At 55.3% G+C, this 26,803-nt stretch carries 24 protein-coding genes; 15 read left to right on the top strand and 9 right to left on the bottom strand.

The features are described 5' to 3' along the window. Positions 1 to 205 precede the first annotated feature (205 nt). Genes N5923_RS07025 through N5923_RS07010 form a run of 4 tightly spaced genes read right to left on the bottom strand, consistent with a single transcriptional unit; the run spans position 206 to position 3,604 of the window. A complete protein-coding gene (locus N5923_RS07025; protein WP_267143330.1) occupies positions 206 to 1,033 on the bottom strand; it encodes a metal ABC transporter permease in 828 nt (275 codons plus the stop codon). Next, a complete protein-coding gene (locus N5923_RS07020; RefSeq protein WP_267143331.1) occupies positions 1,030 to 1,881 on the bottom strand; it encodes a metal ABC transporter permease in 852 nt (283 codons plus the stop codon). The genes N5923_RS07025 and N5923_RS07020 overlap by 4 nt, the downstream gene beginning before the upstream one ends. Further along, on the bottom strand, positions 1,878 to 2,684 hold the full coding sequence (locus N5923_RS07015; RefSeq protein ID WP_267143332.1) for a manganese/iron ABC transporter ATP-binding protein: 807 nt from the start codon (positions 2,682 to 2,684) through the stop codon (positions 1,878 to 1,880). Before N5923_RS07015 ends, N5923_RS07020 begins: the two co-directional genes overlap by 4 nt. After that, positions 2,681 to 3,604, bottom strand: a complete 924-nt coding sequence (locus N5923_RS07010; RefSeq protein ID WP_267143333.1) for a metal ABC transporter substrate-binding protein — start codon at positions 3,602 to 3,604, stop codon at positions 2,681 to 2,683. Before N5923_RS07010 ends, N5923_RS07015 begins: the two co-directional genes overlap by 4 nt. Positions 3,605 to 4,109: 505 nt before the next feature. On the opposite strand from N5923_RS07010, the gene N5923_RS07005 reads away from it, so the two are divergent. From N5923_RS07005 to N5923_RS06990, 4 genes are all read left to right on the top strand, one after another. After that, on the top strand, positions 4,110 to 4,385 hold the full coding sequence (locus N5923_RS07005; RefSeq protein ID WP_267143334.1) for a YdgH/BhsA/McbA family protein: 276 nt from the start codon (positions 4,110 to 4,112) through the stop codon (positions 4,383 to 4,385). A 355-nt stretch (positions 4,386 to 4,740) separates the two neighbouring features. Continuing rightward, entirely contained in the window at positions 4,741 to 6,246 is a 1,506-nt protein-coding gene (ansP, locus tag N5923_RS07000; RefSeq protein WP_267143335.1) for an L-asparagine permease, read from the top strand. A gap of 112 nt (positions 6,247 to 6,358) precedes the next feature. Next, positions 6,359 to 6,937 carry a GDP-mannose pyrophosphatase NudK gene (gene nudK, locus N5923_RS06995; protein ID WP_267143336.1) on the top strand — a complete coding sequence of 193 codons (579 nt, stop codon included), beginning with the start codon at positions 6,359 to 6,361 and terminating at the stop codon, positions 6,935 to 6,937. A 261-nt stretch (positions 6,938 to 7,198) separates the two neighbouring features. Further along, a complete protein-coding gene (locus N5923_RS06990) occupies positions 7,199 to 8,266 on the top strand; it encodes a DUF1176 domain-containing protein (protein WP_267143337.1) in 1,068 nt (355 codons plus the stop codon). 115 nt (positions 8,267 to 8,381) lie between these two features. Here N5923_RS06990 and tkt read toward each other — a convergent pair whose 3' ends face one another. From tkt to rpiB, 3 genes are all read right to left on the bottom strand, one after another. Beyond that, positions 8,382 to 10,382, bottom strand: a complete 2,001-nt coding sequence (tkt, locus tag N5923_RS06985; protein WP_267140605.1) for a transketolase — start codon at positions 10,380 to 10,382, stop codon at positions 8,382 to 8,384. Positions 10,383 to 10,474: 92 nt separating this feature from the next. Then, a complete protein-coding gene (gene tal / locus N5923_RS06980; protein ID WP_267140606.1) occupies positions 10,475 to 11,425 on the bottom strand; it encodes a transaldolase in 951 nt (316 codons plus the stop codon). Positions 11,426 to 11,771: 346 nt separating this feature from the next. Next, complete coding sequence (gene rpiB / locus N5923_RS06975) at positions 11,772 to 12,230, bottom strand: ribose 5-phosphate isomerase B (protein WP_267140607.1); 459 nt, start codon at positions 12,228 to 12,230, stop codon at positions 11,772 to 11,774. 447 nt (positions 12,231 to 12,677) lie between these two features. Here rpiB and N5923_RS06970 point away from each other — a divergent pair, with 447 nt between their 5' ends. The 7 genes from N5923_RS06970 to maeB all read left to right on the top strand — a co-directional run bounded on the left by N5923_RS06970 (position 12,678) and on the right by maeB (position 21,817). Further along, positions 12,678 to 14,018 carry an MFS transporter gene (locus tag N5923_RS06970; RefSeq protein ID WP_267140608.1) on the top strand — a complete coding sequence of 447 codons (1,341 nt, stop codon included), beginning with the start codon at positions 12,678 to 12,680 and terminating at the stop codon, positions 14,016 to 14,018. Next, the gene (locus tag N5923_RS06965; RefSeq protein WP_267140609.1) at positions 14,015 to 15,772 is read left to right on the top strand and encodes a dihydroxyacetone kinase family protein; all 1,758 of its coding nucleotides are present in this window, start codon (positions 14,015 to 14,017) and stop codon (positions 15,770 to 15,772) included. The genes N5923_RS06970 and N5923_RS06965 overlap by 4 nt, the downstream gene beginning before the upstream one ends. Then, positions 15,769 to 16,560 (top strand): triose-phosphate isomerase family protein, encoded by a 792-nt coding sequence (locus N5923_RS06960; protein WP_267140610.1) that lies wholly within the window; start codon positions 15,769 to 15,771, stop codon positions 16,558 to 16,560. Before N5923_RS06965 ends, N5923_RS06960 begins: the two co-directional genes overlap by 4 nt. Next, entirely contained in the window at positions 16,561 to 17,370 is an 810-nt protein-coding gene (locus N5923_RS06955) for a sugar phosphate isomerase/epimerase family protein (RefSeq protein WP_267140611.1), read from the top strand. Then, positions 17,370 to 18,227, top strand: coding sequence for a phosphogluconate dehydrogenase C-terminal domain-containing protein (locus tag N5923_RS06950; protein WP_267140612.1), 858 nt, complete (start codon positions 17,370 to 17,372; stop codon positions 18,225 to 18,227). The genes N5923_RS06955 and N5923_RS06950 overlap by 1 nt, the downstream gene beginning before the upstream one ends. A 156-nt stretch (positions 18,228 to 18,383) precedes the next feature. After that, positions 18,384 to 19,346 carry a sugar-binding transcriptional regulator gene (locus N5923_RS06945; protein ID WP_267140613.1) on the top strand — a complete coding sequence of 321 codons (963 nt, stop codon included), beginning with the start codon at positions 18,384 to 18,386 and terminating at the stop codon, positions 19,344 to 19,346. A gap of 191 nt (positions 19,347 to 19,537) precedes the next feature. Beyond that, complete coding sequence (gene maeB / locus N5923_RS06940) at positions 19,538 to 21,817, top strand: NADP-dependent oxaloacetate-decarboxylating malate dehydrogenase (RefSeq protein WP_267140614.1); 2,280 nt, start codon at positions 19,538 to 19,540, stop codon at positions 21,815 to 21,817. 73 nt (positions 21,818 to 21,890) lie between these two features. On the opposite strand, the gene hemF is transcribed toward maeB, so the two are convergent. Further along, positions 21,891 to 22,799, bottom strand: coding sequence for an oxygen-dependent coproporphyrinogen oxidase (gene hemF, locus N5923_RS06935; protein ID WP_267140592.1), 909 nt, complete (start codon positions 22,797 to 22,799; stop codon positions 21,891 to 21,893). A gap of 36 nt (positions 22,800 to 22,835) precedes the next feature. Then, positions 22,836 to 23,696, bottom strand: a complete 861-nt coding sequence (amiA, locus tag N5923_RS06930) for an N-acetylmuramoyl-L-alanine amidase AmiA (protein WP_267140591.1) — start codon at positions 23,694 to 23,696, stop codon at positions 22,836 to 22,838. Positions 23,697 to 23,914: 218 nt separating this feature from the next. Between amiA and N5923_RS06925 the strand changes: the two genes are divergently transcribed. From N5923_RS06925 to N5923_RS06910, 4 genes are all read left to right on the top strand, one after another. After that, positions 23,915 to 24,340 carry a GNAT family acetyltransferase gene (locus N5923_RS06925; RefSeq protein WP_017803267.1) on the top strand — a complete coding sequence of 142 codons (426 nt, stop codon included), beginning with the start codon at positions 23,915 to 23,917 and terminating at the stop codon, positions 24,338 to 24,340. A gap of 61 nt (positions 24,341 to 24,401) precedes the next feature. Next, a complete protein-coding gene (locus tag N5923_RS06920) occupies positions 24,402 to 24,839 on the top strand; it encodes a DUF2919 domain-containing protein (protein WP_267140590.1) in 438 nt (145 codons plus the stop codon). A 201-nt stretch (positions 24,840 to 25,040) separates the two neighbouring features. Then, positions 25,041 to 25,655, top strand: coding sequence for an RpoE-regulated lipoprotein (locus N5923_RS06915; protein ID WP_267140589.1), 615 nt, complete (start codon positions 25,041 to 25,043; stop codon positions 25,653 to 25,655). A gap of 117 nt (positions 25,656 to 25,772) precedes the next feature. Beyond that, positions 25,773 to 26,669, top strand: coding sequence for a Dyp-type peroxidase (locus N5923_RS06910; RefSeq protein WP_267140588.1), 897 nt, complete (start codon positions 25,773 to 25,775; stop codon positions 26,667 to 26,669). Positions 26,670 to 26,803 lie beyond the last annotated feature (134 nt).

Here is a 26,803-nt window from a genome sequence, read left to right as displayed (position 1 = left end):
ATTGGTGAAGAGGATGAGGCTACCGGCTTAAATTTATTCGTAGATTCAGGCTTATCCGGTCAGAAATCACTTTACTCGCAACAGATTGAAGAATCGTGGAGAAATTGAGGAGAAAATGTAAAAGATCGTCGTAAAGGACGGCAGGGCGTTACTGAAATGGCAGGGGAGCCGTTATCGGCTCCCGGGCAAAAGGCGAAAATGCCTGCTACGACGAGGTACGGATGCTGGCGATCAACCATGCCAGCAGAAACAGCGCCGCCTGAATCAGGACAATACAGGGGCCAGTGGCCGCATCCAGCCAGAAGCTGGCTAGCGTGCCGGTAACGGAGGAGAACACCGAAGTCAGCACTGCGCAGATTAACATCGCGCTAAAGCGGCGACACAGCATAAAGGCGGTGATCCCCGGCGTAATCAGCATGGCGATCACCAGCACAATACCAATTGCCTGTAGCGCGGCGACGATAGTCAGCGCCAGCATACTCAGCAATCCATAATGCAGCCATTTAACCCGCAGCCCAATCACGCGCGCCTGAGCCGGGTCAAAGCAATACAGCAGCATATCTTTGCGCTTCACCAGCATCACCACAATCACTATCGCGCTGATCACCACGCATTGCCAAAATTCTGCTGGCGTAATCCCCAGCACATTACCAAACAGAATATGGCTCAGATGCTGATCGCTCTCAATACGCGAAAATATCACCAGCCCGATGGCAAACATGCCGGAGAAAACGATTCCCATCACCGTATCTTCTTTGATGCGGCAATTATCCTTGATATAGCCGGTCGCAATGGCGCAGAACAGCCCGGATGCGAAAGCGCCCACGACCAGCGGTGCGCCAGCCACATACGCCAGCACCACGCCGGGTAACACCGCATGAGAAATGGCATCGCCCATCAGCGACCAGCCTTTAAGCACCAGATAGCAGGAGAGGATGGCGCAGACGGCACCGCTGACCATCGCCGTCAGCAGCGCGCGTTGCATAAACGGAAAGCTCAGCGGCAGGGTAATCAGTTCACTGATACTGCTCATACGGCGCTCCCTCGCGCTTTGCGACGACCGGATAGCAGGCCATATTTCGGCGCAAAGACAAAAGCCAGCAGAAACACCGCGGTTTGCAGGCTGACGATTACCCCGCCGGTCGCGCCATCAAGGTAATAGCTGAGCCAGGCGCCGACCGCGCTGGTCACTGCGCCCAGCACCACGGCAATCAGCAGCAGGCGCGGGAAACGATCGGTCAGCAACCATGCAGTCGCGCCGGGGGTGATCACCATCGCAATCACCAGAATGGCACCGACGGTTTGCAGCGCGGCAACCGTAGAGGCGCTGAGCAGGGTAAAGAAGATGATTTTTAGCCGCAGCGGCGAGAGCCCCACCGAAACTGCATGGCCTTCATCAAAAAATACCGCCAGCAGATCTTTCCAGATCACCACCATCACCAGCAGCGATACGCCGCTGATCAGCGCCACCTGAATCACATCTTCATCGGCGATGCCGAGAATATTGCCGTAAATAATCGACTGAATATTAATTGAGGTCGGATTCAGCGAAATAATCAACAACCCGGCGGCAAAAAAGGTCGAAAAGACAAAACCGATAATCGCATCCTCGCGTAAACGCGTCAGATGGCGCACCAGCGTCATCCCCAGTGCTGCCAGCATGCCAGTAATAAATGCGCCCAGCGCATAGGGCAGGCCGATGGCATAAGCGGCGGCTACTCCGGGCACCACCGAGTGTGACAGCGCATCCCCCATCAACGACCAGCCTTTCAGCATCAGATAAGCCGATAAAAAGGCGCAACTGGCGCCGACCAGCGCACTGACGCCAATCGCTTTGACCATATAGTTATAATTAAACGGCTCCAGCAGCAGTGCCATCATGATGGCGGGCCTCCAAACAGTGGCGCATCCTGTGGGCGCAGCGCGGGTTCGGCATCAGTGGGCAGGTTGATGTAACTCAGCACGCCGCCAAAGGTGCGTTGCAGGTTGTCATGGGTAAAGGTGGTGGCGGTCGGTCCGGCGGCGATGACCGTGCGATTGATCATCACCACCCGATCGCAAAAAGAGGGCACCGAACTGAGATTATGGGTCGACACCAGCAGCAGATGGCCTTCGTCACGCAGGGACTTCAGCATATCGACGATGGCATTTTCCGTTTGCACATCCACGCCGGTAAAGGGTTCATCAAGCAGCAGGATTTTCCCCTGCTGCGCCAGCGCGCGGGCGAGAAACACCCGTTTGCGCTGACCACCGGAGAGTTCACCGATCTGGCGATTACGCAGATGCAGCATGCCGACGCGATCGAGTGCCTGGTCCACAAGACGTTTATCCTCCGCCGACGGAATGCGCAGAAACGACATCTTGCCGTAACGGCCCATCATCACCACATCGTTAACCAGCACCGGAAAATTCCAGTCCACCTCTTCGGTCTGCGGGACATAAGCGATCAGGTTGCTGCGCAGCGCTTTCGCCACCGGCTGCTGGTTAATGGTCACCTTACCGCTGGAGGGTTTTACCAGTCCCATAATGCTTTTAAACAGCGTTGATTTTCCGCTGCCATTGACCCCAATCAGGGCGCACAGGCTGCCTGCATTCAGCTCGAAACTGGCGTCGCTCAGTGCGGTATGGCCGTTACGATAAGTGACGGTGATATTCTGCAGCGAAATATGCGCCGGTGTGGTCATTGTCCGAACCCTCTGGCAATGGTATCGACCGTTACCTGCAGCAGGTCGATATAGGTTGGCACTGGCCCGTTGGCTTGCGACAGCGAGTCAACATAGAGAACGCCGCCATAGCGTGCGCCCGTCTCTTTACTTACCTGTTTCGCCGGTTTATCGGAAATGGTGCTTTCACTGAATACCACCGGGATCTGCTGTTTACGTACGGTATCAATTACCCGCTTTACCTGCTGTGGCGAACCCTGTTCGTCGGCATTGATCGGCCATAACCACACCTCTTTCAGCTGATAATCACGCGCCAGGTAGCTAAATGCGCCTTCACTGGTCACCAGCCAGCGCTGCTGATCAGGAATTTTGTCAAGGCGGGCGCGTAACGGCGCATCCAGCGCAGCGATTTTTGCCGCATAGGTTTTCGCATTCTGGTTATAGGTTTGCGCGTTATTTGGATCATATTTGACCAGCGCCTGACGAATATTTTCGATATAGACCAGTGCGTTGGCCGGAGACATCCAGGCATGCGGGTTTGGCTTACCGGAATAAGGGCCATCACTCACTGACATCGGCTCGATGCCTTCTGTTACCACCACCGAAGGCACATCATGCAGATTACTAAAGAAACGATTGAACCAGCGCTCCAGATTGAGACCGTTCCATAAGATCAGATCCGCCGACTGGGCTTTCATCACATCACGCGGGGTGGGCTGATAATCATGGATCTCCGCGCCAGGGCGGGTGATGGACTCGACCACCGCCGCATCACCGGCGATATTCTGCGCGATATCCTGAATAACCGTAAAGGTGGTCACCACCTTAAACTTTTCTGCTGCGCGGACGCTGCTGACGCTAAAAGCCAACAGCAGTCCAAATGCTGACGTTGCCAGCCACGTATTAAAAATTGACCGCGTATTTCCAGAAGTTTTCTTCATCAGGTCTTTCCTCAGACTCAGTTTCAACCAATGCAATTTGCTGATAATTAATTTTTTCACTGCTCTGGCCGAAATGGTGCGGTGGGTTATTCGGCAATCAGAGGCGCTTTTATATACAGGTATAGCATCGGCTATATTAGTTAGCAAGGGCTATGAATAAGATAGTCGGCCTGACTCAGGCAATATCGACCGTTTTGCGCTGCAGGGGGAAAGTGAGCGATTGATGGTGGCGCTGAGGAGTAAGCAAAGCAGGTAAGCATGATGGTGGTGAGAACTACTGACATGCGTATGGAGAAGTGTTTCATTGCCCTGCATGTTTATCACATCAGGTTACTGTTGACACAAAAGGCGACTTATCCTGACGTTTCCCTGGATTCCCGCCGCTTCTCTTCACAAAGCTTTAATGCTTTTACCTGCGCCTCACGTTGCCTTTCATTGTAACGGTAATAATCAATCTCGTGATTAACGAATCAACTAACGAATAACGTGTTCTGAGGAGCATCTGATGAAGATTAAATTACCGGCAATTATTGCTGTCGCCCTGTTTGCTACCACTTCATTTACGGCGATGGCCGCCACTGAGGTCGATCGTCAGCAGAGTCAGGGTTTGCAAAGCATAGGTAGTGTATCCATCTCAGGCGTCAACGGTACACTAGATGACGCCACCCGCACGCTTTCACAGAAAGCTGAAGAGATGGGCGCCACCCATTATCGTGTTGTTGGCGTCGATAACCCAGGCGATTCCAGCCTGTGGAGCGGGACCGCCGAGATTTATCGCTAAACCTGTTTTTTACCTTCCATCCTGTAGCCTTAGTTTGCCTGCGGGCATCGACTGAACCGACCGAGTTTTACGGTCGGTTTTTTTTGCTATGCGTCAAGCTAAACGCAACTTTTCCTGCTGCCAGTCCACATAATTACAAATCATAACGAATTCCATTATGGGATATTTTGCTTCGTTCACGGAGAACGGGTAGGATTCATCGCCGTAAAATTAGCATCATCCGCAACATTATAAATAACAGGATGATAGCCACTTCCCCCCCTTGCCAGCGGTGGAACGCAAACGATTGGTTATACCGGTGGCGATGGGTAGAGCGTACAGGCGCTCTATTATTGGACAGGAAACAGGATTGATAATGAAAGCTACGAAAAAAAGCGCCGCTGATGCTCGCGCTGCAAAAAGACGCTGGTTGAATTCTCATGATACTGGCTATCAGAAAGCGATGGGTAATCGTCAGGTTCAGATGATTGCTATCGGTGGCGCGATAGGAACCGGTCTGTTCCTTGGTGCCGGTGGACGCTTGCAGGCTGCCGGTCCGGCACTGGCGGTGGTCTACTTAGTTTGCGGGATCTTCTCATTCTTTATTTTACGTGCGCTGGGCGAACTGGTGCTTCATCGCCCTTCCAGTGGCAGCTTTGTCTCTTATGCCCGTGAATTTCTTGGCGAAAAAGCCTCCTACGTTGCAGGCTGGATGTACTTCGTTAACTGGGCAATGACCGGTATTGTCGATATCACCGCAGTGGCGCTCTATATGCACTACTGGGGCGCTTTTGGTGATGTGCCGCAATGGGTATTTGCACTGGGCGCGCTGGCGATAGTCGGTACCATGAATATGATCGGTGTAAAGTGGTTTGCCGAGATGGAGTTCTGGTTTGCGCTGGTTAAAGTGCTGGCGATTGTGGTGTTCCTGGTGGTCGGTACGGTCTTCCTTGGCAGCGGAAAAATCCTTGATGGCAATGCCACCGGCTTCCATCTGATTACCGACAATGGCGGATTTTTCCCGCATGGCCTGTTACCGGCGCTGGTGCTGGTGCAGGGGGTGGTATTTGCCTTTGCCTCGATTGAGCTGGTGGGTACCGCGGCGGGGGAGTGCAAAAACCCGGAAACGGTACTGCCAAAAGCGATTAACAGCGTGATCTGGCGTATCGGTCTGTTCTATGTCGGTTCGGTGGTGCTGCTGGTTCTGCTGCTGCCGTGGAATGCCTATCAGGCCGGGCAGAGTCCGTTTGTCACCTTCTTCAGCAAACTGGGCGTACCCTATATCGGCAGCATTATGAATATTGTGGTGCTGAGTGCGGCGCTCTCCAGTCTGAACTCCGGTCTCTACTCTACCGGGCGTATTCTGCGTTCGATGTCGATGGGCGGTTCTGCACCGCAGTTTATGTCGAAGATGAGCAAACAGCAGGTGCCTTACGCCGGGATTCTGGCGACCATTGCGGTATATATCATCGGGGTAATCCTTAACTACTACGTGCCGTCGCAGGTGTTTGAGATTGTGCTGAATATCGCCTCGCTGGGCATTATCAGCTCCTGGGCGTTTATCGTGGTGTGCCAGATGCGCCTGCGTAAGGCGATTAAAGAGGGCAAAGCTGACGACGTAAGCTTTAAAATGCCATGGGCGCCGTTTACTTCGTGGCTGACGCTGCTGTTCCTCGCCAGCGTGCTGGTACTGATGGCATTTGACTATCCCAACGGTACTTACACCATTGCGTCGATTCCGTTAATCGCGGTGGTGCTGATTCTCGGCTGGTTTGGCGTACGTAAACGCGTCAATGCGATCGCCGCCACTGAGCATGATTATCACGCGCAACATGACAATGCTGAGCACCAGGATCGTCCGCTGAAAGAGCAACCTGAGTAAGCCTGCTTAACAGGTCAGCATCCGCTGGCCTGTTTTCTCCCTGCTTTAAGATAGTTTTCCGCCGCTTTCCGTCTTAAGATGACAGGCTCCGTAACTTTGCCGTGGAGAGGCTATGTCAGCGAAAGTCGAGATCATCAAGAATAAAATCCTGTCAGAAAACTGGTTTGTATTGCGCAATTTCACCTACGATCTGATCGCTAAAGATGGCACGGCGCTGCGTCATAAGCGCGAAGTGTACGATCGCGGTAATGGCGCGACTATCCTGCTGTATAACCGCGAGAAAAATAGCGTGGTGCTGATAGCGCAGTTTCGTATCGCGACTTATATCAATGGCAATGAAAATGGCATGCTGATTGAAGCCTGCGCCGGGCTGCTTGACGACGATTCACCAGAAGACTGCATCCGTAAAGAGGCGATTGAAGAGACCGGCTATGCGGTTGGTAAGGTGGAGAAACTGTATGAAGCCTATATGTCGCCAGGCGGCGTGACGGAGCTGGTACACTTCTTTGCCGCAGAATACGATGAGTCACTGCGCGATAATGCCGGCGGCGGCGTGGAAGATGAAGCTATCGATGTGCTGGAAGTGAGTTTCCCGACGGCGCTGGCGATGGTGAAAGAGGGTCGTATCCGCGACGGTAAGACCATTATGTTGCTGCAACATGCTCAGCTGGCCGGATGGCTGAAAGCGTAATCATTTGGAGGGCGACGACCGGTCGCCTGCTTTTTCCTCTGCCCGCCTCACTTCTTTTTGCCGTCGGGTTAATTGTCCGACAAATCCGATTGAGCCACTGACGCCCCGTCAGGATGATAACAATTCATCAACACTCTCTTTTCAGCCTGTTCTTTCCGCGATCGGTGCCGCTTTATGGTCTGAGTCACAGATTAAGACATGTTGATCGTCTGCCGTTGCGTTATTATCACCATATGAATATTTCGGGGACCTGATTATTTAATGCCTTATTGGATGAAGTCGCTGCTTTTGTTGCCTTTTCTGTTCGTCGCGAGCGTGCGGGCAGAGCCATTGCAAAAGACAATTTCCGACTGGCAAGTGACCTGCAATAACCTTAACTTTTGTGAGGCCCGCAGTGTCTCCGGTGAAAACAGTCTGGTGATGACCATTTCCCGCCATGCGGGCAGCAACGATCGTCCGCTGCTGCGGATTGATTATGGCAATCAGTACACTGGTGAACTGAGTGGCGGTTCGTTGCAGGATAACCTGTTGCTCGATCAGCAGCGTCTGCGGCCGGATCTGAAACACTGGACGGTTGAACCCCATCATCTTGCCACTTCCTATGCCATCTCGATTGATGAGTTCCTCGCCCAGATTATGGATGCTGATGAGATGCAGCTGACATACCGCCCGCAGGCGACCATCTCGCTGCACGGCATGAAAGCGGCGCTGCTGTTGATGGATGATATTCAGGGCAGGGTGAATGGCATGAGCGCCTGGGTCAGGCGTGGCGATCGCGTCACTTTCGATGTGCCGCCGGAACCTGCGCCGCCACAGCCTGAGCGTGCAGAGCATGCTCCGGCGCCGCTGACGCGGGAAGAGAGTAACGGGCTGATTGATTTTGCCACCTGGCGGGTAAACACCGATGAGTGCTCCCTGGATCCGATGCGCCGCGAGGTCAGCGTTGCGCCGTTAACCGATAATAAAGCGCTGTTGCTGGTCAGTTGTGAAATGGGCGCTTATAACGTGATCTATTTAGCGTTTGAAGTGACGCGCACGCTGCCGTATGTGGCGCGCGGAATCAGCCTTGAGCTGCCATTTACGCCGCCGAATCGCACCGAGAAGCAGATGGAGCTGATTAACGCCGAATATGACGCCGCCAGCGGGCAGTTGATTACGTTTTCCAAAGGTCGCGGGTTGGGGGATTGCGGCAATACCTCGCGCTGGCAGTTTAACGGACAACGTTTTGTGCTGGCGGATTATGCCGAAGAGTCAACCTGTGATAACTGGCACGGCAGCGATGCGTGGCCGACATTATGGGTCAGCAATCAGGCGCCGATAGCGGAATAAAAAAGGGCGGCGAGAACGCCGCCCCTACAAAAAACGTCTGTAGGGGCGGCGTTCTCGCCGCCCGTGTCAATGATTTGCATCAACCGTAATGACGGCGTTTCCGCCGCCGGTTTTATCAGTGTGGTTTCAACAGCGCTTCCGCATGGCTGACGATATTTTCCACCGTAAAGCCGAACTCAGCAAACAGCTTGTCCGCCGGAGCCGATTCACCAAACCCGGTCATGCCGACAATCGCACCGTTCAGGCCAACATACTTGTACCAGTAATCGGCAATACCTGCTTCTACCGCCACACGCTTGCTGACGGTTGAAGGCAGCACCGATTCACGGTATGCGACGTCCTGTTTATCAAAGATATCAGTGGACGGCATCGACACCACGCGCACCTTATGGCCGCTGACGCTAAGTTTCTGCGCTGCACCCAGCGTGATCTCCACTTCTGAACCGGTAGCGATAAGAATCACATCCGGCGTGCCGTCTGCATCCTGCAGAATATAAGCACCGCGTGAAATATTCTCCAGCTGGGCCTGACTGCGTTCCGGCTGCGCCAGATTCTGACGTGACAGGATCAGCGCAGTAGGGCCGTTATGGCGCTCAACGGCGTGTTTCCATGCCACTGCCGTTTCAACCTGGTCACACGGACGCCAGACGCTCATATTTGGCGTCAGACGCAGGCTGGCGAGCTGTTCAACCGGCTGGTGAGTCGGACCATCTTCGCCAAGGCCAATCGAGTCATGGGTATAGACCATAATCTGCCGCGCCTTCATCAGCGCCGCCATACGCGCGGCGTTACGCGCATACTCGACAAACATCAGGAAGGTAGCGGTGTAAGGCACAAAGCCGCCATGATGGGCGATACCGTTGGCAATCGCCGTCATGCCGAACTCACGCACGCCGTAATGGATATAATTACCGGCGATATCATCTTTAATCGACTTCGAGCCAGACCAGATCGTCAGGTTACTTGGCGCCAGGTCAGCGGAACCACCGAGGAACTCCGGCAGTAACTTGCCGTAGGTTTCCAGTGCATTTTGCGACGCTTTACGGCTGGCGATTTTCTGCGGATTGGCCTGCAAATCAGCGATATATTTCTGCGCTTCGGCCTGCCAGTTTTCTGGCATACCGCCATCCATACGGCGGGCAAACTCTTGCGCCAGCTCAGGATGCGCCGCTTTGTAAGCCGCGAACTTATCGTTCCAGCTCTTCTCTTTTTGCTGGCCGGCGTTTTTGGCATCCCACTGGCCATAAATCTCTTTTGGAATTTCAAACGGCGGATAATTCCAGCCCAATGCTTTACGCGTCAGCGCCACTTCTTCGTCACCCAGCGCCGCGCCATGCGCTTCCTCTTTACCGGCTTTATTTGGCGAACCAAAGCCAATAATGGTGCGGCAGATAATCAGCGATGGCTTATCGGTTACGCTCTGCGCTTCTTTAATCGCCGCGGCGACCGCCGCCGGATCGTGGCCATCAATTTCATGCACCACATGCCAGTTATAGGCTTCGAAACGTTTAGCGGTGTCATCGGTAAACCAGCCAGCGGTTTCACCATCGATGGAGATGCCGTTGTGATCGTAGAAACCAATCAGCTTGCCGAGACCCAGCGTACCCGCCAGCGAAGAGACTTCATGGGAGATGCCTTCCATCAGGCAGCCATCGCCCATAAACACATAGGTGAAGTGGTCGACAATATCGTGGTCCGGGCGGTTAAACTGCGCGCCCAGCGTACGTTCGGCGATAGCCAGACCCACGGCATTAGCCAGACCCTGGCCCAGCGGCCCGGTGGTGGTTTCCACGCCCGGGGTATAGCCAATTTCAGGGTGACCAGGCGTTTTCGAATGCAGCTGGCGGAAGTTTTTCAGCTCTTCGATCGGCAGATCGTAGCCGCTGAGGTGCAGCAGGCTGTACAGCAACATCGAGCCGTGACCGTTAGAGAGGATAAAGCGGTCGCGATCGGCCCATGCCGGATTGGTCGGATTGTGCTTGAGGAAATCGCGCCAGAGCACTTCGGCGATGTCTGCCATCCCCATAGGCGCACCGGGATGGCCCGATTTGGCTTTCTGTACGGCATCCATACTGAGCGCACGAATTGCGTTAGCAAGCTCTCTACGTGAAGACATATCTTCTCCCCTGTTTTTGGTTCGGGAAATAAAGCACGGGCGACGAAATTGTCGTCCGTGCGTGCTGTTAGCGCGGTAATGATGCGGCTGAGTTACAGCTTAGCGGCCAGCACATCTTCCAGCTTCTGCTGGTCGACGGCGAACTGACGAATACCTTCCGCCAGTTTTTCTACAGCCATAGGATCCTGGTTATGCTCCCAGCGGAACTCTGATTCAGACAGCGAGGCTGGCTGATGGAACGCTTCAGTCGACGGCGCCAGTTTACGTTCTACCGGTGCATCGCTGGCCTGCAGCTCTTCCAGCAGGTTAGGGGAGATCGTCAGACGATCGCAGCCCGCCAGCGCCAGAATCTGCTCAACTTTACGGAAGCTGGCACCCATGATGACGGTGTTATAGCGATGCTGTTTGTAATATTCATAGATATCGCGCACGGATTTAACGCCCGGATCTTCATCGACTACATACGGATCCAGTGGCTTGCGGGTGTTGTACCAGTCATAGATACGGCCGACGAACGGGGAGATCAGGAACACACCCGCTTCAGCACAGGCGCGCGCCTGCGCGAAGGAGAACAGCAGCGTCAGGTTACAGTTGATGCCATTTTTTTCCAGCTCTTCCGCCGCGCGGATCCCTTCCCAGGTGGACGCCAGCTTGATCAGGATACGTGAACGGTCAATGCCGTGGTCTTCGTACATTCTCACCAGTTTTTCTGCTTTGGTGACACACATACCACGGTCAAAAGAGAGGCGGGCGTCCACTTCGGTAGACACACGGCCCGGGACGCTTTTCAGGATTTCCATCCCGAGATTAATCGCCACTTTGTCGCTGGCGTTAATAATCTGCGTCTCTTTGCTGCCGCCCTGTTTTTTGGCGTAATCAATTGCATCGTCGATCAGGTGCTTGTAGGAGTCGAGGCCGGATGCTTTCAGAATCAGTGACGGGTTGGTGGTAGCATCTTCAGGATGGTAGTTACGAATCGATTCAATATCGCCACTATCTGCCACAACGGTAGTGAACTGTTTTAATGCCTCTAGCTGGTTCATCTCTTGTCTCCTTGATAAGCAATCGCTAATGCGAATAGAGCCGTGGCGGGCGTTGTCTCGGGGCGTGCGCTAAAACCTGCGGGCGTCCGGGGCGGCGTATCGCTGTCCGGGCCTGTTTTCAGGCGACAGGACAACGACGGCACGACCACTCTAACCGACACGGCTAAGTGTTTTCAGGCGAAACATTGCATCAGACGTCCGGGAATAGAAATGCGTTTTCTCTGATTATTGCGATGGGTTCGCTCAATGGCCGCGTAGCGGACAATAAAAAAAGCCGCAACTGAAAGTGTAGCAGTTCCACAAAAAACTGTGACGGCGCACACTTCCGGTGTGCCCGTCAGGGGATTTATTTAGCGCAGACGCTCTGCTCGTAGTAGCTGATTTTATCCACTTTTTCTGATGATCCGCCGCCTTCGAATTCTGAATTAAGCCAGCTGTTAACGATGCTGCGCGCCAGTTCCGGCCCAATCACGCGCGCGCCCAGCGTCATCACCTGCGCATTGTTGCTTTTACGTGCGCGTTCGGCGGAATAGGTGTCGTGGCACTGGGCGGCGCGGATGCCGGGCACTTTATTGGCGACAATCGCCATACCAATACCGGTACCGCAGATCAGAATGCCGCGTTCGTGTTTACCTTCGCGGATGGCGTTGGCCAGCGTCCAGGCGATATCCGGGTAGAGCGGCTTCTCCGCCTGGGCGTCGTTACTGTAGTCACTGACATCAATATTTTTTTCCTGCAGGAACTGCTTAATCAGGTTTTTCAGTTCCAGAGCTGCATCGTCGGCGCCAATTGCAATAGAAGACATATAAGGTTACTCCCGCTGGGTTAACAGTGCCGCAGGGTCGGGAGGACATAAGGTTATCCCGGGCGGCGGTTCGCTATTACCCTAACGCACTTCTGTTCATATGTTCAATAGGTGTTCTTTTGTTTGTTTTCTTTTTGCCGTAGCGGTTGCCGCTTTAATCCCTTTACGCGCCTGTGCTGCGCGAAACTGCGCGATAAAAAGCAGAATTGAAGGTTATGAGCTACGTCACAATTTTCGTTTTGTGAGCTGGGGTTTGAACATAAATTCAGGTAGCGTTCATATGTTCACGCATTGATGCAATGCACAAGAAGACCCACTGAGGACTCAAACCATGCGTCAAATCTGCCTTCTGTCACCCTCACCAACCGCGAAACATCGCCGTAATGCCCCTGCACCAGGGAGCCAGTTTATCCAGCCTGCGCAGCAGTACGCTGCCGGAGGTACCCAATGAACGCGATTGATCAACACGCCGTCGAAAAATCCGCCATCCGTAAGGTGTCGCTACGCTTAGTGCCCTTTGTCGCGCTGATGTTCTTTATCAACTTCCTTGACCGTACCGCCATCTCTTTCGCCGGACCGAATGGCCTGACCGACGATCTGGGGTTGCATGCGGCGCAGTTTGGTCTCGCCTCCGGCATCTTCTTTATTGGCTATATCCTGCTGGAAGTCCCCAGCAACCTCGCGCTGCATCGCTTCGGCGCGCGCAAATGGCTGGCGCGCATTATGGTCAGCTGGGGCATCGTCTCATTACTGTTTACCTGGGTCAGCAGCGTGGAAGGACTGTATACGCTGCGTCTGCTGCTGGGGATTGCCGAAGCCGGCTTCTTCCCGGGCGCGATCCTGTTTCTCAGCATGTGGGTACCGGCGAAACACCGCAGCAAAGTGCTGTCGCTGTTCTATCTTGCGCAGCCGCTGACCGTGGTGCTGGGCGCGCCGCTGGCCGCCGCGTTGATTGATCAACACGGTCTGTTTGGCCTCTCCGGCTGGCGCGTAATGTTCCTCGGTGTGTCGATTCCGGCGATTGTGATCGGCATCGTCGCCTGGTTCTATCTGGTGGACTCGCCGCGTGAAGCCAAATGGCTGAATGCGCAGGAGAAAGAGTGGCTGACTACCGCGCTGGAAAAAGAGCAGCGTGAGAAATGCGGCGGCGCGCATGCCAGCCTGCGCAGCGTGATGTTTAACGGCCGCGTCTGGATGCTGTGCCTGGTCTACTTTGGTTTTATCTACGGCCTGTATGCCCTGGCGTTTTTCCTGCCAACGATTATTTCCGGCTTCCAGCAGCAGTTTGGCACCTCGTTTAACGTGATTGAGAAAGGGCTGATTACCGGCGTGCCGTATCTGTTTGCCGCCGTGGTGATGTTCTTCTGGTCGAAGGACGCCACCCGTCGCGGTTGCAAAACCTGGCATATCGCGCTGCCGGCACTGACCGGCGCCATCAGCGTGCCGCTGGCTCTGTATATGGATTCACCGCTGGCGACTATCCTGGTGATCTCAATAACCGCCAGTTCAATCTTCGCGGCGCTGCCTAACTTCTGGACGCTGCCAACCCAGTTCCTGACCGGCGCTTCTGCGGCGGCGGCGATTGCGCTGATTAACACCTTAGGCAATGTCGCCGGTTTCTCCGCCGGCTATCTCACCGGCATGCTGCACGATGCCACCGGGGGTTACACCGTTTCGATGATGGTGGTGGGCGGTTTCATGCTGCTCTCCGCGCTACTGATGTTGTTACTTAACGCTAAACGTTCAGGATTTCAGTCTGCCCACATTCCACAGGAGCACACCCAATGACCTATCTGTTTAATCAGCCCTCCGCCTTTGCCAGTGAACTGATTGAAGGTTTTGTGGCCGCCAACGCCGATAAAGTGCGCCAGGTCGCAGGCGGCGTGGTGCGCAGCACCCGCAGCCAGCCAGGCAGTGTCGCGCTGGTGATTGGCGGCGGTTCCGGCCACTACCCGGCATTTTCCGGCCTGGTGGGACAGGGGATGGCGCACGGCGCGGCGATGGGTAATCTGTTTGCCTCGCCGTCGGCGCAACAGATCTACAACGTGGCGCGCGCTGCCGATAATGGTGGCGGCGTATTACTGGCTTTCGGTAACTATGCCGGTGATGTGCTGCACTTTGGCCAGGCCTGCGAGCGGCTGAAAGCCGAAGGCATCCCCTGCGAACTGCTGGCGGTGACTGACGATATCTTTAGCGCTGAGCTGAATGAGCATGAGAAGCGTCGTGGGGTGGCGGGCGATCTGGCGGTATTTAAAGTCGCCGCCGCCGCCGCCGAAGCGGGCCATTCACTGGCTGAAGTTACCCGCATCGCGCGTCATGCCAACCACCGTACCCGCTCGCTGGGCGTCGCCTTCTCTGGCTGTACGCTGCCGGGTGCCACGCAGCCGCTGTTTGAAGTGGCGCACGGCACTATGGCGCTGGGCATGGGCATTCATGGCGAACCGGGCATTCAGGAGTGCGATATTCCGGCAGCCGATGCACTGGCGGAGCTGTTTGTCAGCAGCCTGATGAAAGAGTGTCCGCAGGAGATTAGCACCCGTCGCGGTCAGCGGGTGGCAGTGATCCTGAATGGTCTCGGCTCGGTAAAATATGAAGAGCTGTTTGTCGTCTATCGCCGCGTGGCGCAGCTGCTTGGCGACGAAGGCTTGCAGGTGGTGGAGCCGGAAGTGGGTGAATTTGTCACCAGCTTTAATATGGCTGGCGCCTCGCTGACGCTGATGTGGCTGGATGAGCAGCTGGAAGGATTCTGGCGCGCACCGGCCAATGCGCCGGCATTCCGTAAAGGCAGCGTGATCGTTGCCGAGCAGCTTAGCGCCGTCGAACAGCAACTGCCTGAGATTGACCAGGTCCCTGACGCCAGCAAAGCCTCACAGCATGCCGCGGCTTGTACGCTGGCGATTATCGAAGCGATTGCCGAAGTGATTGAAGTCAATGCTACCGAGCTGGGCCGTATCGATGCGGTTGCCGGTGACGGCGACCACGGTATTGGTATGGAGCGCGGCTCGCTGGGAGCGCTGGAGAAAGCGCGTGAAATGCAGCAGCGCCATGCTGGTGCCGGCACCTTACTCTGTCGCGCCGCAGACGCCTGGGCTGATAAAGCGGGCGGCACCTCAGGTGCGCTGTGGGGCGTGGCGCTGACCGCGATCGGCACCGCGCTGGGCGACAGCCAGGCGCCGAATGCGCAGCGGGTAGCGCTGGGTGTGCAGCATGCGAAAGAGGGCATTATGCACTTTGGCAAAGCTAAACCTGGCGATAAAACGCTGGTGGATGTGCTGGTGCCATTCAGTGACTGCCTGACCAGCCGGGTTAATGCCGGTGACAGCCTGGTTGATGCCTGGGCCGCTGCGGCGCAGCAGGCTGCACAAAGCGCCAAAGATACCGCCCAACTGTTGCCAAAAATGGGGCGCGCCCGTCCGCTGGCGGAGAAAAGTCTGGGTACCGCGGATGCTGGTGCGGTGTCGCTGGCGCTGATCGTCAATAAAGTCCTGGCCGTATTACAGGCCAATGCGCCGGTACAGCAGTTACAGGAGATCAACGAATGACACAGCCGCGTATTACGCTGGGCGTTAGTCTGAAGATGTACTTCAGCTATCAGCAGACGCTGGCATGGAGTGAGGAGGTGGCGGAGATTGCCCGTCATCATCCGGCGATAGTAAACGGCGAGGTCGGACTGTTTGTGCTGCCTGCCTTTCCGGCGATAGCGGCGATTGGACAGATCTTCTCGGCTACTGCGGTAAGCATCGGCGCGCAAGACCTGTGCTGGGAAGATAGCGGCGCCTGGACTGGTGAAGTCGGTGGCCCGATGCTGGCCGAACTGGGTTGTCGTTATGTGGAGATCGGTCACGCCGAACGCCGCCGCCATTTTGCTGAAACCGATGTGCAGATTGCCGCCAAGCTGGCCGCTGCACTGCGCAATGGCCTGACCCCGGTGCTGTGCTTTGGCGAAGAGCAGCAGTTGCCGCCCGATCAGGCGATTGCCACCTGTCGCCAGCAGCTGATTGCCGCCTTAAGCGAGGCGAATCGTCAGCAACTGCGTGGCGAAGTAGTGCTGGCCTGGGAGCCACAATGGGCGATTGGCGCGCCAGCCCCGGCGCCGGATGCGTTTATTGCTGAAGTCTGTGATGGGCTGCGTCAGCTTAACGACTTTGGTGATTTCCATTTCCGCGTGATTTATGGCGGCAGCGCCGGACCCGGCCTGCTGAGCCGTCTGGGCCATCAGGTGAACGGCCTGTTCCTTGGACGCTTTGCCCATCAGCCAGCGGCGTTGCGCCAGATTATTGATGAGGCTGCCGCGCTGGCCGCCACCTCGCCATCAGCTACGGAGGCATAAATGGCTATCGGATTAAGCACCTATGCATTTTTCTGGCGCAGCTCGGATCGGGTTCCGGCGCCACTGACGCTGGCGCAGATGCTGGAACAGACCGCCGCGATGGGAGTGACACTGTTTCAGATCTGTGATTACCCGCAGATTGAAAACTGGAGTGATGCTGAGTTACTGGCACTGCGTCAGCAGGCCGATCGCCTCGGACTCGAACTGGAGCTGGGCACCCGCGGTCTGCAAACCGCCCATCTGCAGCGCTATTTACAGCTGGCCAGCATTCTGCAGGTCACCGTGATTCGTTCGATGTTTAACAGCGCCAGCCACCGGCCGACGCTGGCGGAAGCGGCGGCGCTGATCGAAACCATCCTGCCGCAGCTTGAACAGCAACAGGTAAAACTGTGCCTGGAAACCTATGAACAGGTGAACAGCGCCGAGATGATGTCAGTGATTGCGCGTTTTCCATCCGCTTATCTTGGCGTCTGTCTCGACCCGGCCAACTGCGTCGCGGCGCTGGAGCAACCGCAGCAGGTGATCACCAATACCGCTGACCGGGTGCTGAACCTGCATATTAAAGATTTTGCCTTTAGCCGGCAGGAGGGGTGGGTTGGCTTTACGCTGGCTGGCGCGCCGCTGGGTGAAGGACTGCTTGACTATGACCTGCTGATTGCGCAGGTACGTCCCGATGAGCGCGGCATTAACCAAATCGTAGAACACTGGCTGCCGTGGCAGCAGGATGCCCAGAGCACCTGCCAGCGCGAAGCTGAGTGGACCCAACAAAGCGTTGATTTTTTACGTCACAGACAACCCAGGAGTAACTGATGAGCACACAAATAACCACTATCACCGTGATTGGCGCAGGCGGCAAAATGGGCATGCGTATTTCCGCCAACCTGCAGAAAAGCGACTACCAGGTATTTTACTGTGAGAGCGCGCCGCAGGCGCAGGCTCAGGTCACTGCGCAGGGGCGTGAGATCTCTGATGCTGAATCCGTGGTGCCAGTAAGTGATGTGGTGATCCTTGCGGTGCCGGATATCGTACTGGGCAAAGTTTCTGAGCTGGTGGTGCCGCAAATGAAGGCTGGCGCCACGCTGTTAACCCTTGATCCGGCGGCGGCCTATGCCAACCTGATTGCCCTGCGCGACGGCATTCACTACGCGGTGGCGCATCCATGCCATCCGTCGGTATTCCTTGACCGTTATACCAAAGAAGAGCATGCCGATGCCTTTGGCGGCGTGGCGGCAATTCAGCATGTCGCCGCATCATTTGAAAGCGGCAGCGACGCGCAGAAGGCGGAGCTGAGCAAGGTGATTAGCGTGATGTACGGCCCGGTCGAGCAGGTGCACTGGGTGACGGTAACTCAGCTGGCTTATCTGGAGCCGACGCTGGTGGAGACCGTGGCCTGTATGGTCGGTGCCTTTATGAAAGAAGCGCTGGATGAAACGGTGAAACATTCAGGGGTGCCGGAAGAAGCGGCAAAAGCGATGCTGTACGGACATATACAGATTGCACTGGCGGTGGCGTTCCGCGCCACTAACCCGTTCTCTGATGCCTGCATGATCGCCATGGAATATGGCCGCGAGAAAATTGTGAAACCAGACTGGAAACAGATTTTCGATCAGAAAGAGCTGGATATCGTGATTGCCCGCATGCTGAAAATCGACGCCATTCGTCGTTAATTCCCCCGGGCGTGTCAGCCAGTTATAATGGCTGGCACGCCATCATTTTTCGTGATGTCACATCATGATCTGACAAAGAAATTCGCCAGCTAACTATCAGAAAATGGTATACATTGCTGCGCCGCCCATAAAATCGATCAAGAGACGACTGCCCGGATGGAAAAAAACACGTTTTCTCAGGACGCCGAGCTGCTGACAGAAATCGCGGTGGCTTATTACCAGGATGAGATCACTCAGGAGGAGATTGCGCGTAAGTTTGGTATTTCGCGCATCAAAGTCGGACGCTTATTAAAACGCGCCAAAGAAGAAGGCATCGTTGAGATCAATGTCCGCTACCATCCGGTGTTCAGTACCCGTCTTGAACAACAACTGCTGCAGCGTTTCTCACTGCAACGCGCGCTGATTGCCCTTGACCACCCTGATGATGAAGAGCAGCGCCGTCAGGTGGCTGCGCTGGTGGCGATGCATCTGTCGCAAACTTTAAAAGATAATTCGGTCGTGGCGGTCGGGCAGGGACGCAATGTGGCGGCGGTCGCCGATCATCCGGGCAGCGTGCCGACGCGCAACTGCCACTTTATCAGCGGTATTGGCGGCACCCACCGGCCCGGCGACGCGATCAACGCTGACCATATCAGCCGTCGTCTGGCGAAGAAGTTTGGCGGCATTAGCGAAACGCTGTATGCCCCGGCATATGTGGAAAACCGTGCGTTAAAAGAAGCCTTTATGCAGAACGGCACCATTAAAGAGACGCTGGATCGCGCGCGCAAAGCCGATATCGCGCTGGTGGGCATTGGCGATATGAACGAAAACAGTTATATGGTCAAGCTCGGCTGGTTCAGTCCGCATGAAATTATCGATGCCAGCCTTAATCAGGGTGTCACCGGTGATGTGGCCGGCTATGACTTCTTTAATGCGCAAGGCGAACACGTTGATACCGTGATGAACGATCGCGTGATTGGCGTCAGCATCGAAGAGCTGCGCAAAATCCCCTGTGTGATTGCTATTGCCTCGGAAAATACCAAAGCGATGGCAATTCTTGGTGCATTACGCACCGGCGCGATTGATATTATTGCCACCTCGGCGCAGAACGTGCGTACCTTGCTGAATATGACCAAATAAGGGCGGCGAGAACGCCGCCCCTACAATCGATCCCGCACGGGCGGCGTTCTCGCCGCCCTCGCAAATTTGGAAATTATTTCCATAATCCCCCCTTGCTGCTGCAAAGTTTGAAGCGGTTCATGTTTTTCCCCCTTTTGCCGCTTCTATACTGTCGACCCGGACTTCTTGATAACCAATAAGGAATTCTGACGATGGATGATCAACTGAAGCAGAGTGCGCTCGATTTTCACCAGTTCCCCACCCCCGGCAAGATTCAGGTTTCACCCACCAAACCGCTGGCTACCCAGCGCGATCTGGCGCTGGCGTATTCGCCAGGCGTGGCCGCGCCTTGTCTGGAAATCGCCAAAGACCCGTTAGCCGCGCATAAATACACCGCCCGCGGCAATCTGGTGGCGGTGATCTCCAACGGCACTGCGGTGCTCGGACTGGGGAATATCGGCGCGCTGGCCGGCAAACCAGTGATGGAAGGCAAAGGCGTACTGTTTAAAAAATTCGCCGGTATCGATGTATTTGATATCGAAATCGACGAACTGGACCCGGACAAACTGATTAACGTGATTGCCGCGCTGGAGCCGACGTTTGGCGGCATTAACCTCGAAGATATAAAAGCACCGGAGTGTTTCTATATCGAGAAGGCGCTACGCGAACGGATGAAAATCCCGGTGTTTCATGACGATCAGCACGGCACCGCGATTATCTGTACCGCTGCGGTGCTGAATGGTCTGCGGGTGGTAAAGAAAAATATCTCCGATGTGCAACTGGTGGTCTCCGGCGCTGGCGCATCGGCCATCGCCTGTATGAACCTGCTGGTGGCGCTCGGCATGCAGAAGCACAATATTGTGGTCTGCGACTCAAAAGGGGTGATTTACCAGGGGCGCGAAACGCCAATGGCGGAGACCAAAGCGGCCTATGCGGTCGCTGATGACGGCAGACGCACTCTCGATGAGGTGATTACCGGCGCGGATATTTTCCTTGGCTGTTCCGGGCCGAAAGTGATGACGCAGGAGATGGTCAGAAGAATGGCGCCCAATCCGCTGATTCTGGCGCTGGCCAACCCGGAACCGGAAATTCTGCCGCCGCTGGCGAAAGAGGTGCGTCCCGATGCGATTATCTGCACCGGTCGTTCGGACTATCCGAATCAGGTTAACAATGTGCTCTGTTTCCCGTTTATTTTCCGTGGCGCGCTGGATGTCGGCGCCACCGCGATTAACGAAGAGATGAAGCTGGCCGCAGTACATGCTATTGCGGAACTGGCGCTGGCGGAACAGAGCGAAGTGGTGGCTTCAGCGTATGGCGATCAGGAGCTGAGCTTCGGCGCTGATTATCTAATCCCAAAACCCTTTGATCCGCGCCTGATTGTGAAAATTGCTCCGGCGGTGGCGAAAGCGGCGATGGATTCCGGTGTGGCGACGCGACCGATTGAGAATTTTGATCTCTATCGCGAGAAGCTGACGGAGTTTGTTTATAAAACCAATCTGTTTATGAAACCAATCTTCTCACAGGCACGTCTGGATCCGAAACGTGTGGTGCTGGCCGAAGGCGAAGAGGCGCGGGTGCTGCATGCGACTCAGGAGCTGATCAGTTTAGGGCTGGCGAAGCCGATTCTGATTGGGCGTCCCAGTGTGATTGAGATGCGCCTGCAAAAACTCGGGCTGAAAATTGAAGCCGGTAAAGATTTTGAAGTTGTGAATAATGAGTCCGATCCGCGCTTTAAAGCCTACTGGAGTGAGTATTACCAGATTATGAAGCGGCGCGGGGTTTCGGCCGAAGAGGCGCAGCGCGCGGTTATCGGTAACCCGACGCTGATTGGCGCGATTATGGTTCATCGTGGCGAGGCTGATGCGCTGATTTGCGGTACTATCGGTGACTATAAATCTCACTATGAGATCGTGGAAAAACTGTTTGGCTTCCGCCCTGATGTGAAAGTGGCGGGGGCGATGAATGCGTTGTTGCTGCCGAGCGGCAATACCTTTATCGCCGATACCTATGTTAACGAAGATCCAACGCCAGAAGAGTTGGCGGAGTTAACCCTGATGGCAGCAGAAACCGTGCGCCGCTTTGGTATCGAGCCGAAAGTGGCGCTGCTGTCGCACTCCAGTTTTGGCACCTCCGATGCGCCGGCGGCGCGCAAGATGCGCGATACGCTGGCGCTGGTTAAAGCCCGTGCGCCGGAGCTGGAAATTGATGGGGAGATGCATGGCGATGCGGCGCTGGTGGAGAGCATTCGTCACGATTTGATGCCGGACAGTCCGTTAAAAGGCGCCGCCAATATCCTGATTATGCCAAATGTCGAAGCAGCGCGGATCAGCTATAACCTGCTACGCGTCTCCTGCTCGGAAGGGGTTACCGTCGGGCCGGTGCTGATGGGGATTGCCAGACCGGTGCATGTATTGACGCCTATAGCCTCGGTGCGACGGATCGTCAATATGGTGGCGCTGGCGGTGGTCGAAGCGCAGACGCAGCCGCTGTAAAATGTGCGGGCGGCGAGAACGCCGCCCCTACGGGATCGATTGTAGGGGCGGCGTTCTCGCCGCCCGTAACAACCTAAATCCAGTCACGCACCTTAATAAAATCGCTGTACAACGCGGCTTCCGGCGAGCCCGCTTCCGGCTGATAATCATACTCCCAGCGAACCAGCGGCGGCATCGACATCAGAATTGATTCGGTGCGGCCGCCGGTCTGCAAACCAAACAGCGTACCGCGATCCCACACCAGATTAAATTCCACATAACGACCACGACGATAAAGCTGGAACTGACGCTCACGCTCGCCCCATGGCAGCGCTTTGCGGCGTTCAACGATCGGCAGATAAGCATCAAGGAAGCCACGACCCACCGCCTGAGTAAAGTCGAAACAGTAATCAAAATCCGGCGTATTCAGATCGTCAAAAAACAGGCCGCCGATACCGCGCTGTTCATCGCGATGTTTCAGCCAGAAATAGTCATCACACCACTTCTTATAGCGCGCATACACCTGATCGCCAAACGGCTGACAGAGGTTAAACGCCGTCTGGTGCCAGTGCACCGCATCTTCCGCAAAACCGTAGAACGGCGTTAAGTCGAAGCCGCCACCAAACCACCATACCGGCTCTTCACCCGGTTTTTCGGCGATAAAGAAACGCACATTGGCGTGGCTGGTGGGCACATAGGGGTTTTCGGGGTGGATCACCAGTGAAACCCCCATTGCTTCAAAGCTGCGGCCTGCCAGTTCCGGGCGATGTGCGGTAGCGGAAGCGGGCATGGTATCGCCATGCACATGGGAGAAATTAACGCCAGCCTGCTCAAATACTCCGCCATTGCGCAGCACGCGGCTGCGACCGCCGCCGCCGCCGGGACGCTGCCAGCTGTCTTCAGCAAACTGCGCTGCGCCATCGGCGAGCGCCAGTTGCTGACAAATTTGATCCTGTAACGAGAGCAGGAACTGTTTTACGCGAGCGATATCGGGAGAGTTCATAAGCATGCCGTAGTTAATCATTTTGCGCGATTATACCTAACCCGCGCGGCGATTGTGACGATCAAAATCATCGAAATAACTGACAATGCCGTCAGCAATGGCGCCAGCAATCTTTTTCCGGAAGGCGGTAGTGCCTAACAGCTGCTCTTCACTGGGGTTAGTGATAAACGAGGTTTCCACCAGTACCGAAGGAATTGACGGTGATTTCAGTACTGCAAAGGCTGCCTGCTCGGTATGCTGACTGTGCAGATGATGTACCGGACGGATCTGGTTCAGCACATGTTTGCCCAGCGTCAGGCTGTTTTTAATCGTATCGGTTTGCACCAGGTCGAACAGAATCTGCTGCAGATAGTGGTCTTTATCGGCTGCCTTGACGCCACCGACATCATCAGCGGCGTTTTCCCGCTCCGACAGGTAGCGCGCCATAGTACTGCTGGCGCCGCGATTAGAGAGGGCAAACACTGATGCGCCGTTGGCGTCCGGGCTGGTAAAACCGTCGGCATGAATTGACATAAACAGGCTGGCGCCGTGCTGGTGGGCGATCTCCACGCGCTGGAACAGCGGGATAAAATGGTCGCTTTCGCGCGTCAGCCGCACGTCGATATGCGGATGCTCACTGAGTTGCTGGCGAATATGGTTGGCGATCTCCAGCACGATATGTTTCTCTTCCGAACCTTCATGACCGATCGCACCGGAATCTATTCCGCCATGTCCCGGATCGATCATCACGATTCTTTTGCCATTGCGGGCAGGGGATGCCGGACGGTGGTCAGTGGTGGTTTTCAGTGCCGACTCTTTCGCCTGTACGCCTTTTGCGGAGAACAGCGCCAGCGCCAGACCGGAGAGTAAAAGCTGGCGGCGCGATGCCAGCGGCGTCAGTGGTGAGAATTTTTTCATAATAATCCTGCGTAGTGCTGCCCGGCAAATAAAGAAGTATTGTTATATCGTATCAATTCACCCACTGCGACCACGGAACTATTTCAGCGTTTTACTTTTTATTTCAGCGCGCTAATAAACGAAAATCATTTTTTTGCGCCGGAAAGGGATTCGCCACTTGCACCATGCACAGAATGCGTAATAATCAGCGAATTGTGCGAAACATTTGAGAATACTCCATGGAAATCCGCGTATTCCTCCAGGACGATTTTGAAGAAGTCATTACCCTCTGGGAACGTTGTGACCTGTTGCGTCCGTGGAACGATCCTGAGATGGATATTGAACGTAAACTGAATCATGACCCCGACCTGTTTCTGGTCGCGGTAGTGGGCGGCGAAATTGTCGGTACGCTGATGGGCGGCTATGACGGCCATCGCGGCTCGGCCTACTATCTCGGTGTGCATCCGGATTATCGTGGCCGTGGTTTTGCCAATGCGCTGATGAACCGGCTGGAGAAAAAGCTGATTGCGCGCGGTTGCCCGAAAATCAATCTGATGGTGCGTGAAGAGAATGATGCCGTTATGGGGTTTTACGAAAAACTCGATTACGAAATGCAGGATTCTGTTTGCCTCGGCAAGCGCCTGATTGAAGATCGCGAATATTAATTCTGCAGCGGGCGAGTCTGCTCGTCCGTCTTGTCCTTTCTCTGCGGTACTCCTGTTAGCTATGAACTCTCCCGACGACTATGACCATAAAGGCCAGCTGCGGCTGCCGCTGACTTTCTGGATTATTCTGCTGTTACAGGCGCGTACCTGGCTGCTATTTGTGATGGCTGGCGTATCACGTCAGCAGGGCACTGAACTGCTGGAACTGTTCTACCCGGACAGACAGGCGTTCTGGATCGGTATGGCGTCAGGCGTGCCGGCGGCCGTTGGCCTGCTGCTGACCGGCTATCGCCAGCGGCTGCCGCGCGTGTGGCAGAGCTGGCGCTGGGTGTTGTGCCTCGATCTGCTGGCGATGATGTTATTGCAGGGCGTAACGCTGTGGCAGGGGGATGAGGCGTTATCTCCGCTGGTGCTGCTGTTTGTGCTGTTCGATGTGCTGGCACTGGGCTATTTGCTGTTTAGTCAGCGCCTGCGTAACTGCTTCGATCCAGGGGTTTAGCCGTCATACTTCGAGTTGCAGATGCGTTGGCCGCACCCGGCCACCCCAGTCACATAGTTATCTATGCTCCTGGGGATGAGCGGGCTTGCCGCCTTTCTGCAACCCGAATTATTTAGGCCGGAAAGAATGGAATAAAACTTTTCCTCCGTTCCGCACTCAAAGCTGACTCACACGCGTTTCGTGTTGACTACAGGAGTTGCAATGAAATCTGTTTATCCGGCGTTAATCACCGCCGCACTGTTACTTAGCGGCTGCGCCAGTTCTGGCTCCAGCTCGCCGTCTGAAGGCAGCTGGTGGAACCCGTTTGCTAAAGTATCCTGGTCAAGCCTGTCACCGCTTAACTGGTTTGGCTCCTCGCTGGAAGTGAACGAGCAGGGCGTCGGCGCGATCAATGGCAGCACGGCGATGAACGCCAGCGCGATTGATAAAGGTCTGGATGGCAATTACACCCTGCGTCAGGGGATGCGCACCAGCGATGGCAACGTTGTCTCTTTCTGGCAGGCGCTGGATGACGGCAAGGTGAAGCTGGTGATTAACGGTAACAGCACCGTGACCAGCGTTGAGGTGACGGATGAAGCGGTCGCCAGCAGCGATGGTGCTAAAATCGGCAGCACATTCAGCGAGCGCTACAGTAAAGCCTTTGGCGCCTGCCAGAAAGCGGCGGGGCTCGACAGCAGCGCCGTAGAGTGTAAAGCGCCTGACAGCCAGCATATCAGCTATATCTACAGCGGCGACTGGCATGGTCCTGAAGGTTTAATGCCATCCGATGACACGCTGAAAAACTGGAAACTGAGTAAAATCATCTGGCGCAGCTAATTACCTTGCGAAAAATGCGGTGATTTTTGCCGTGGCGCAAGATGCCGTCTGAAACATCGCGTATGATAAGCGCTCAAACCGACTCGCGTTTATTATCATACTCAGGAGATCCTCCGCATGTCTCAGTTTCAGAGCGGCATTTTACTTGAACATCGCCGTTTTGCGATTTACCTCGAAGCCAGTGTGCAGGGGGATATCGACGCGATTCGCTCCGGCAGTCAACAGTTTTTGCAACAGCTGAACCGGCTGCAGCAGCAGTTCCCGGATGCCGGTTTGGGCGCGGTGCTGGCCTTTGGCGATGCGCTGTGGCGCGATCTGAGCGCCGGGCAGGGAGCAGCGGAGCTGAAAGCCTTCCAGCCGCTGGGCAAAGGAATCGCACCCGCCACTCAACGCGATCTGCTGATTCATATCCAGTCACTGCGCCATGATGTCAACTTTAGCCTGGCGCAGGCGGCTCTGGCCGCTTTTGGCGGCGCGATCACCGTCGAAGATGAAACCCACGGCTTTCGCTGGGTGGAAGATCGCGATCTCTCTGGTTTTGTTGATGGCACCGAAAACCCGCAGGGCGAAAAGCGCCAGCAGGTGGCGATTATTGCCGATGGCAGCGATCGCGGCGGCAGCTATGTGTTTACCCAGCGCTGGCAGCACAATCTGAAACAGTGGCAACGCCTGGACGTCAGTAAGCAGGAGCAGGTGATGGGCCGCACCAAAGTCAGTAATGAAGAACTGGACAGCGCGTCGCGTCCGGCCACTTCACATATCAGCCGGGTTGATCTGAAAGAGAATGGCCAGGGACTGAAAATTCTGCGCCAGAGCCTGCCTTACGGCACGGTCAGCGGCAACAATGGACTGTTCTTTATCGCTTACTGCGCCACGCTGTACAATATTGAGCAGCAGCTGCTCAGTATGTTTGGCGAACACGACGGCAAGTTCGATGCCATGCTGCGCTTTACCAAACCGGTTAGCGGCAGTTATTTCTTCGCCCCTTCGCTGGATCAATTGCTGGCGTTGTAATTATCCGGGGGGCAGTATGCTGCTGCCCCGTCACGCTTTATCCTGTTACTGCATAACTTTTGCCGGCCGCTTATAGCATTTTCGACTTCCAAATCACCAAACGGTATATAAAACCGTTACAGCTTTTCACTGCG

Origin of the sequence: Winslowiella arboricola (assembly GCF_025527015.1) — a bacterium.
GTDB classification, from domain to species: Bacteria; Pseudomonadota; Gammaproteobacteria; order Enterobacterales; family Enterobacteriaceae; genus Erwinia; species Erwinia arboricola.
Note: the sequence above shows the minus strand (reverse complement) of the source record. Positions and strands in the feature narration are given on the sequence as shown.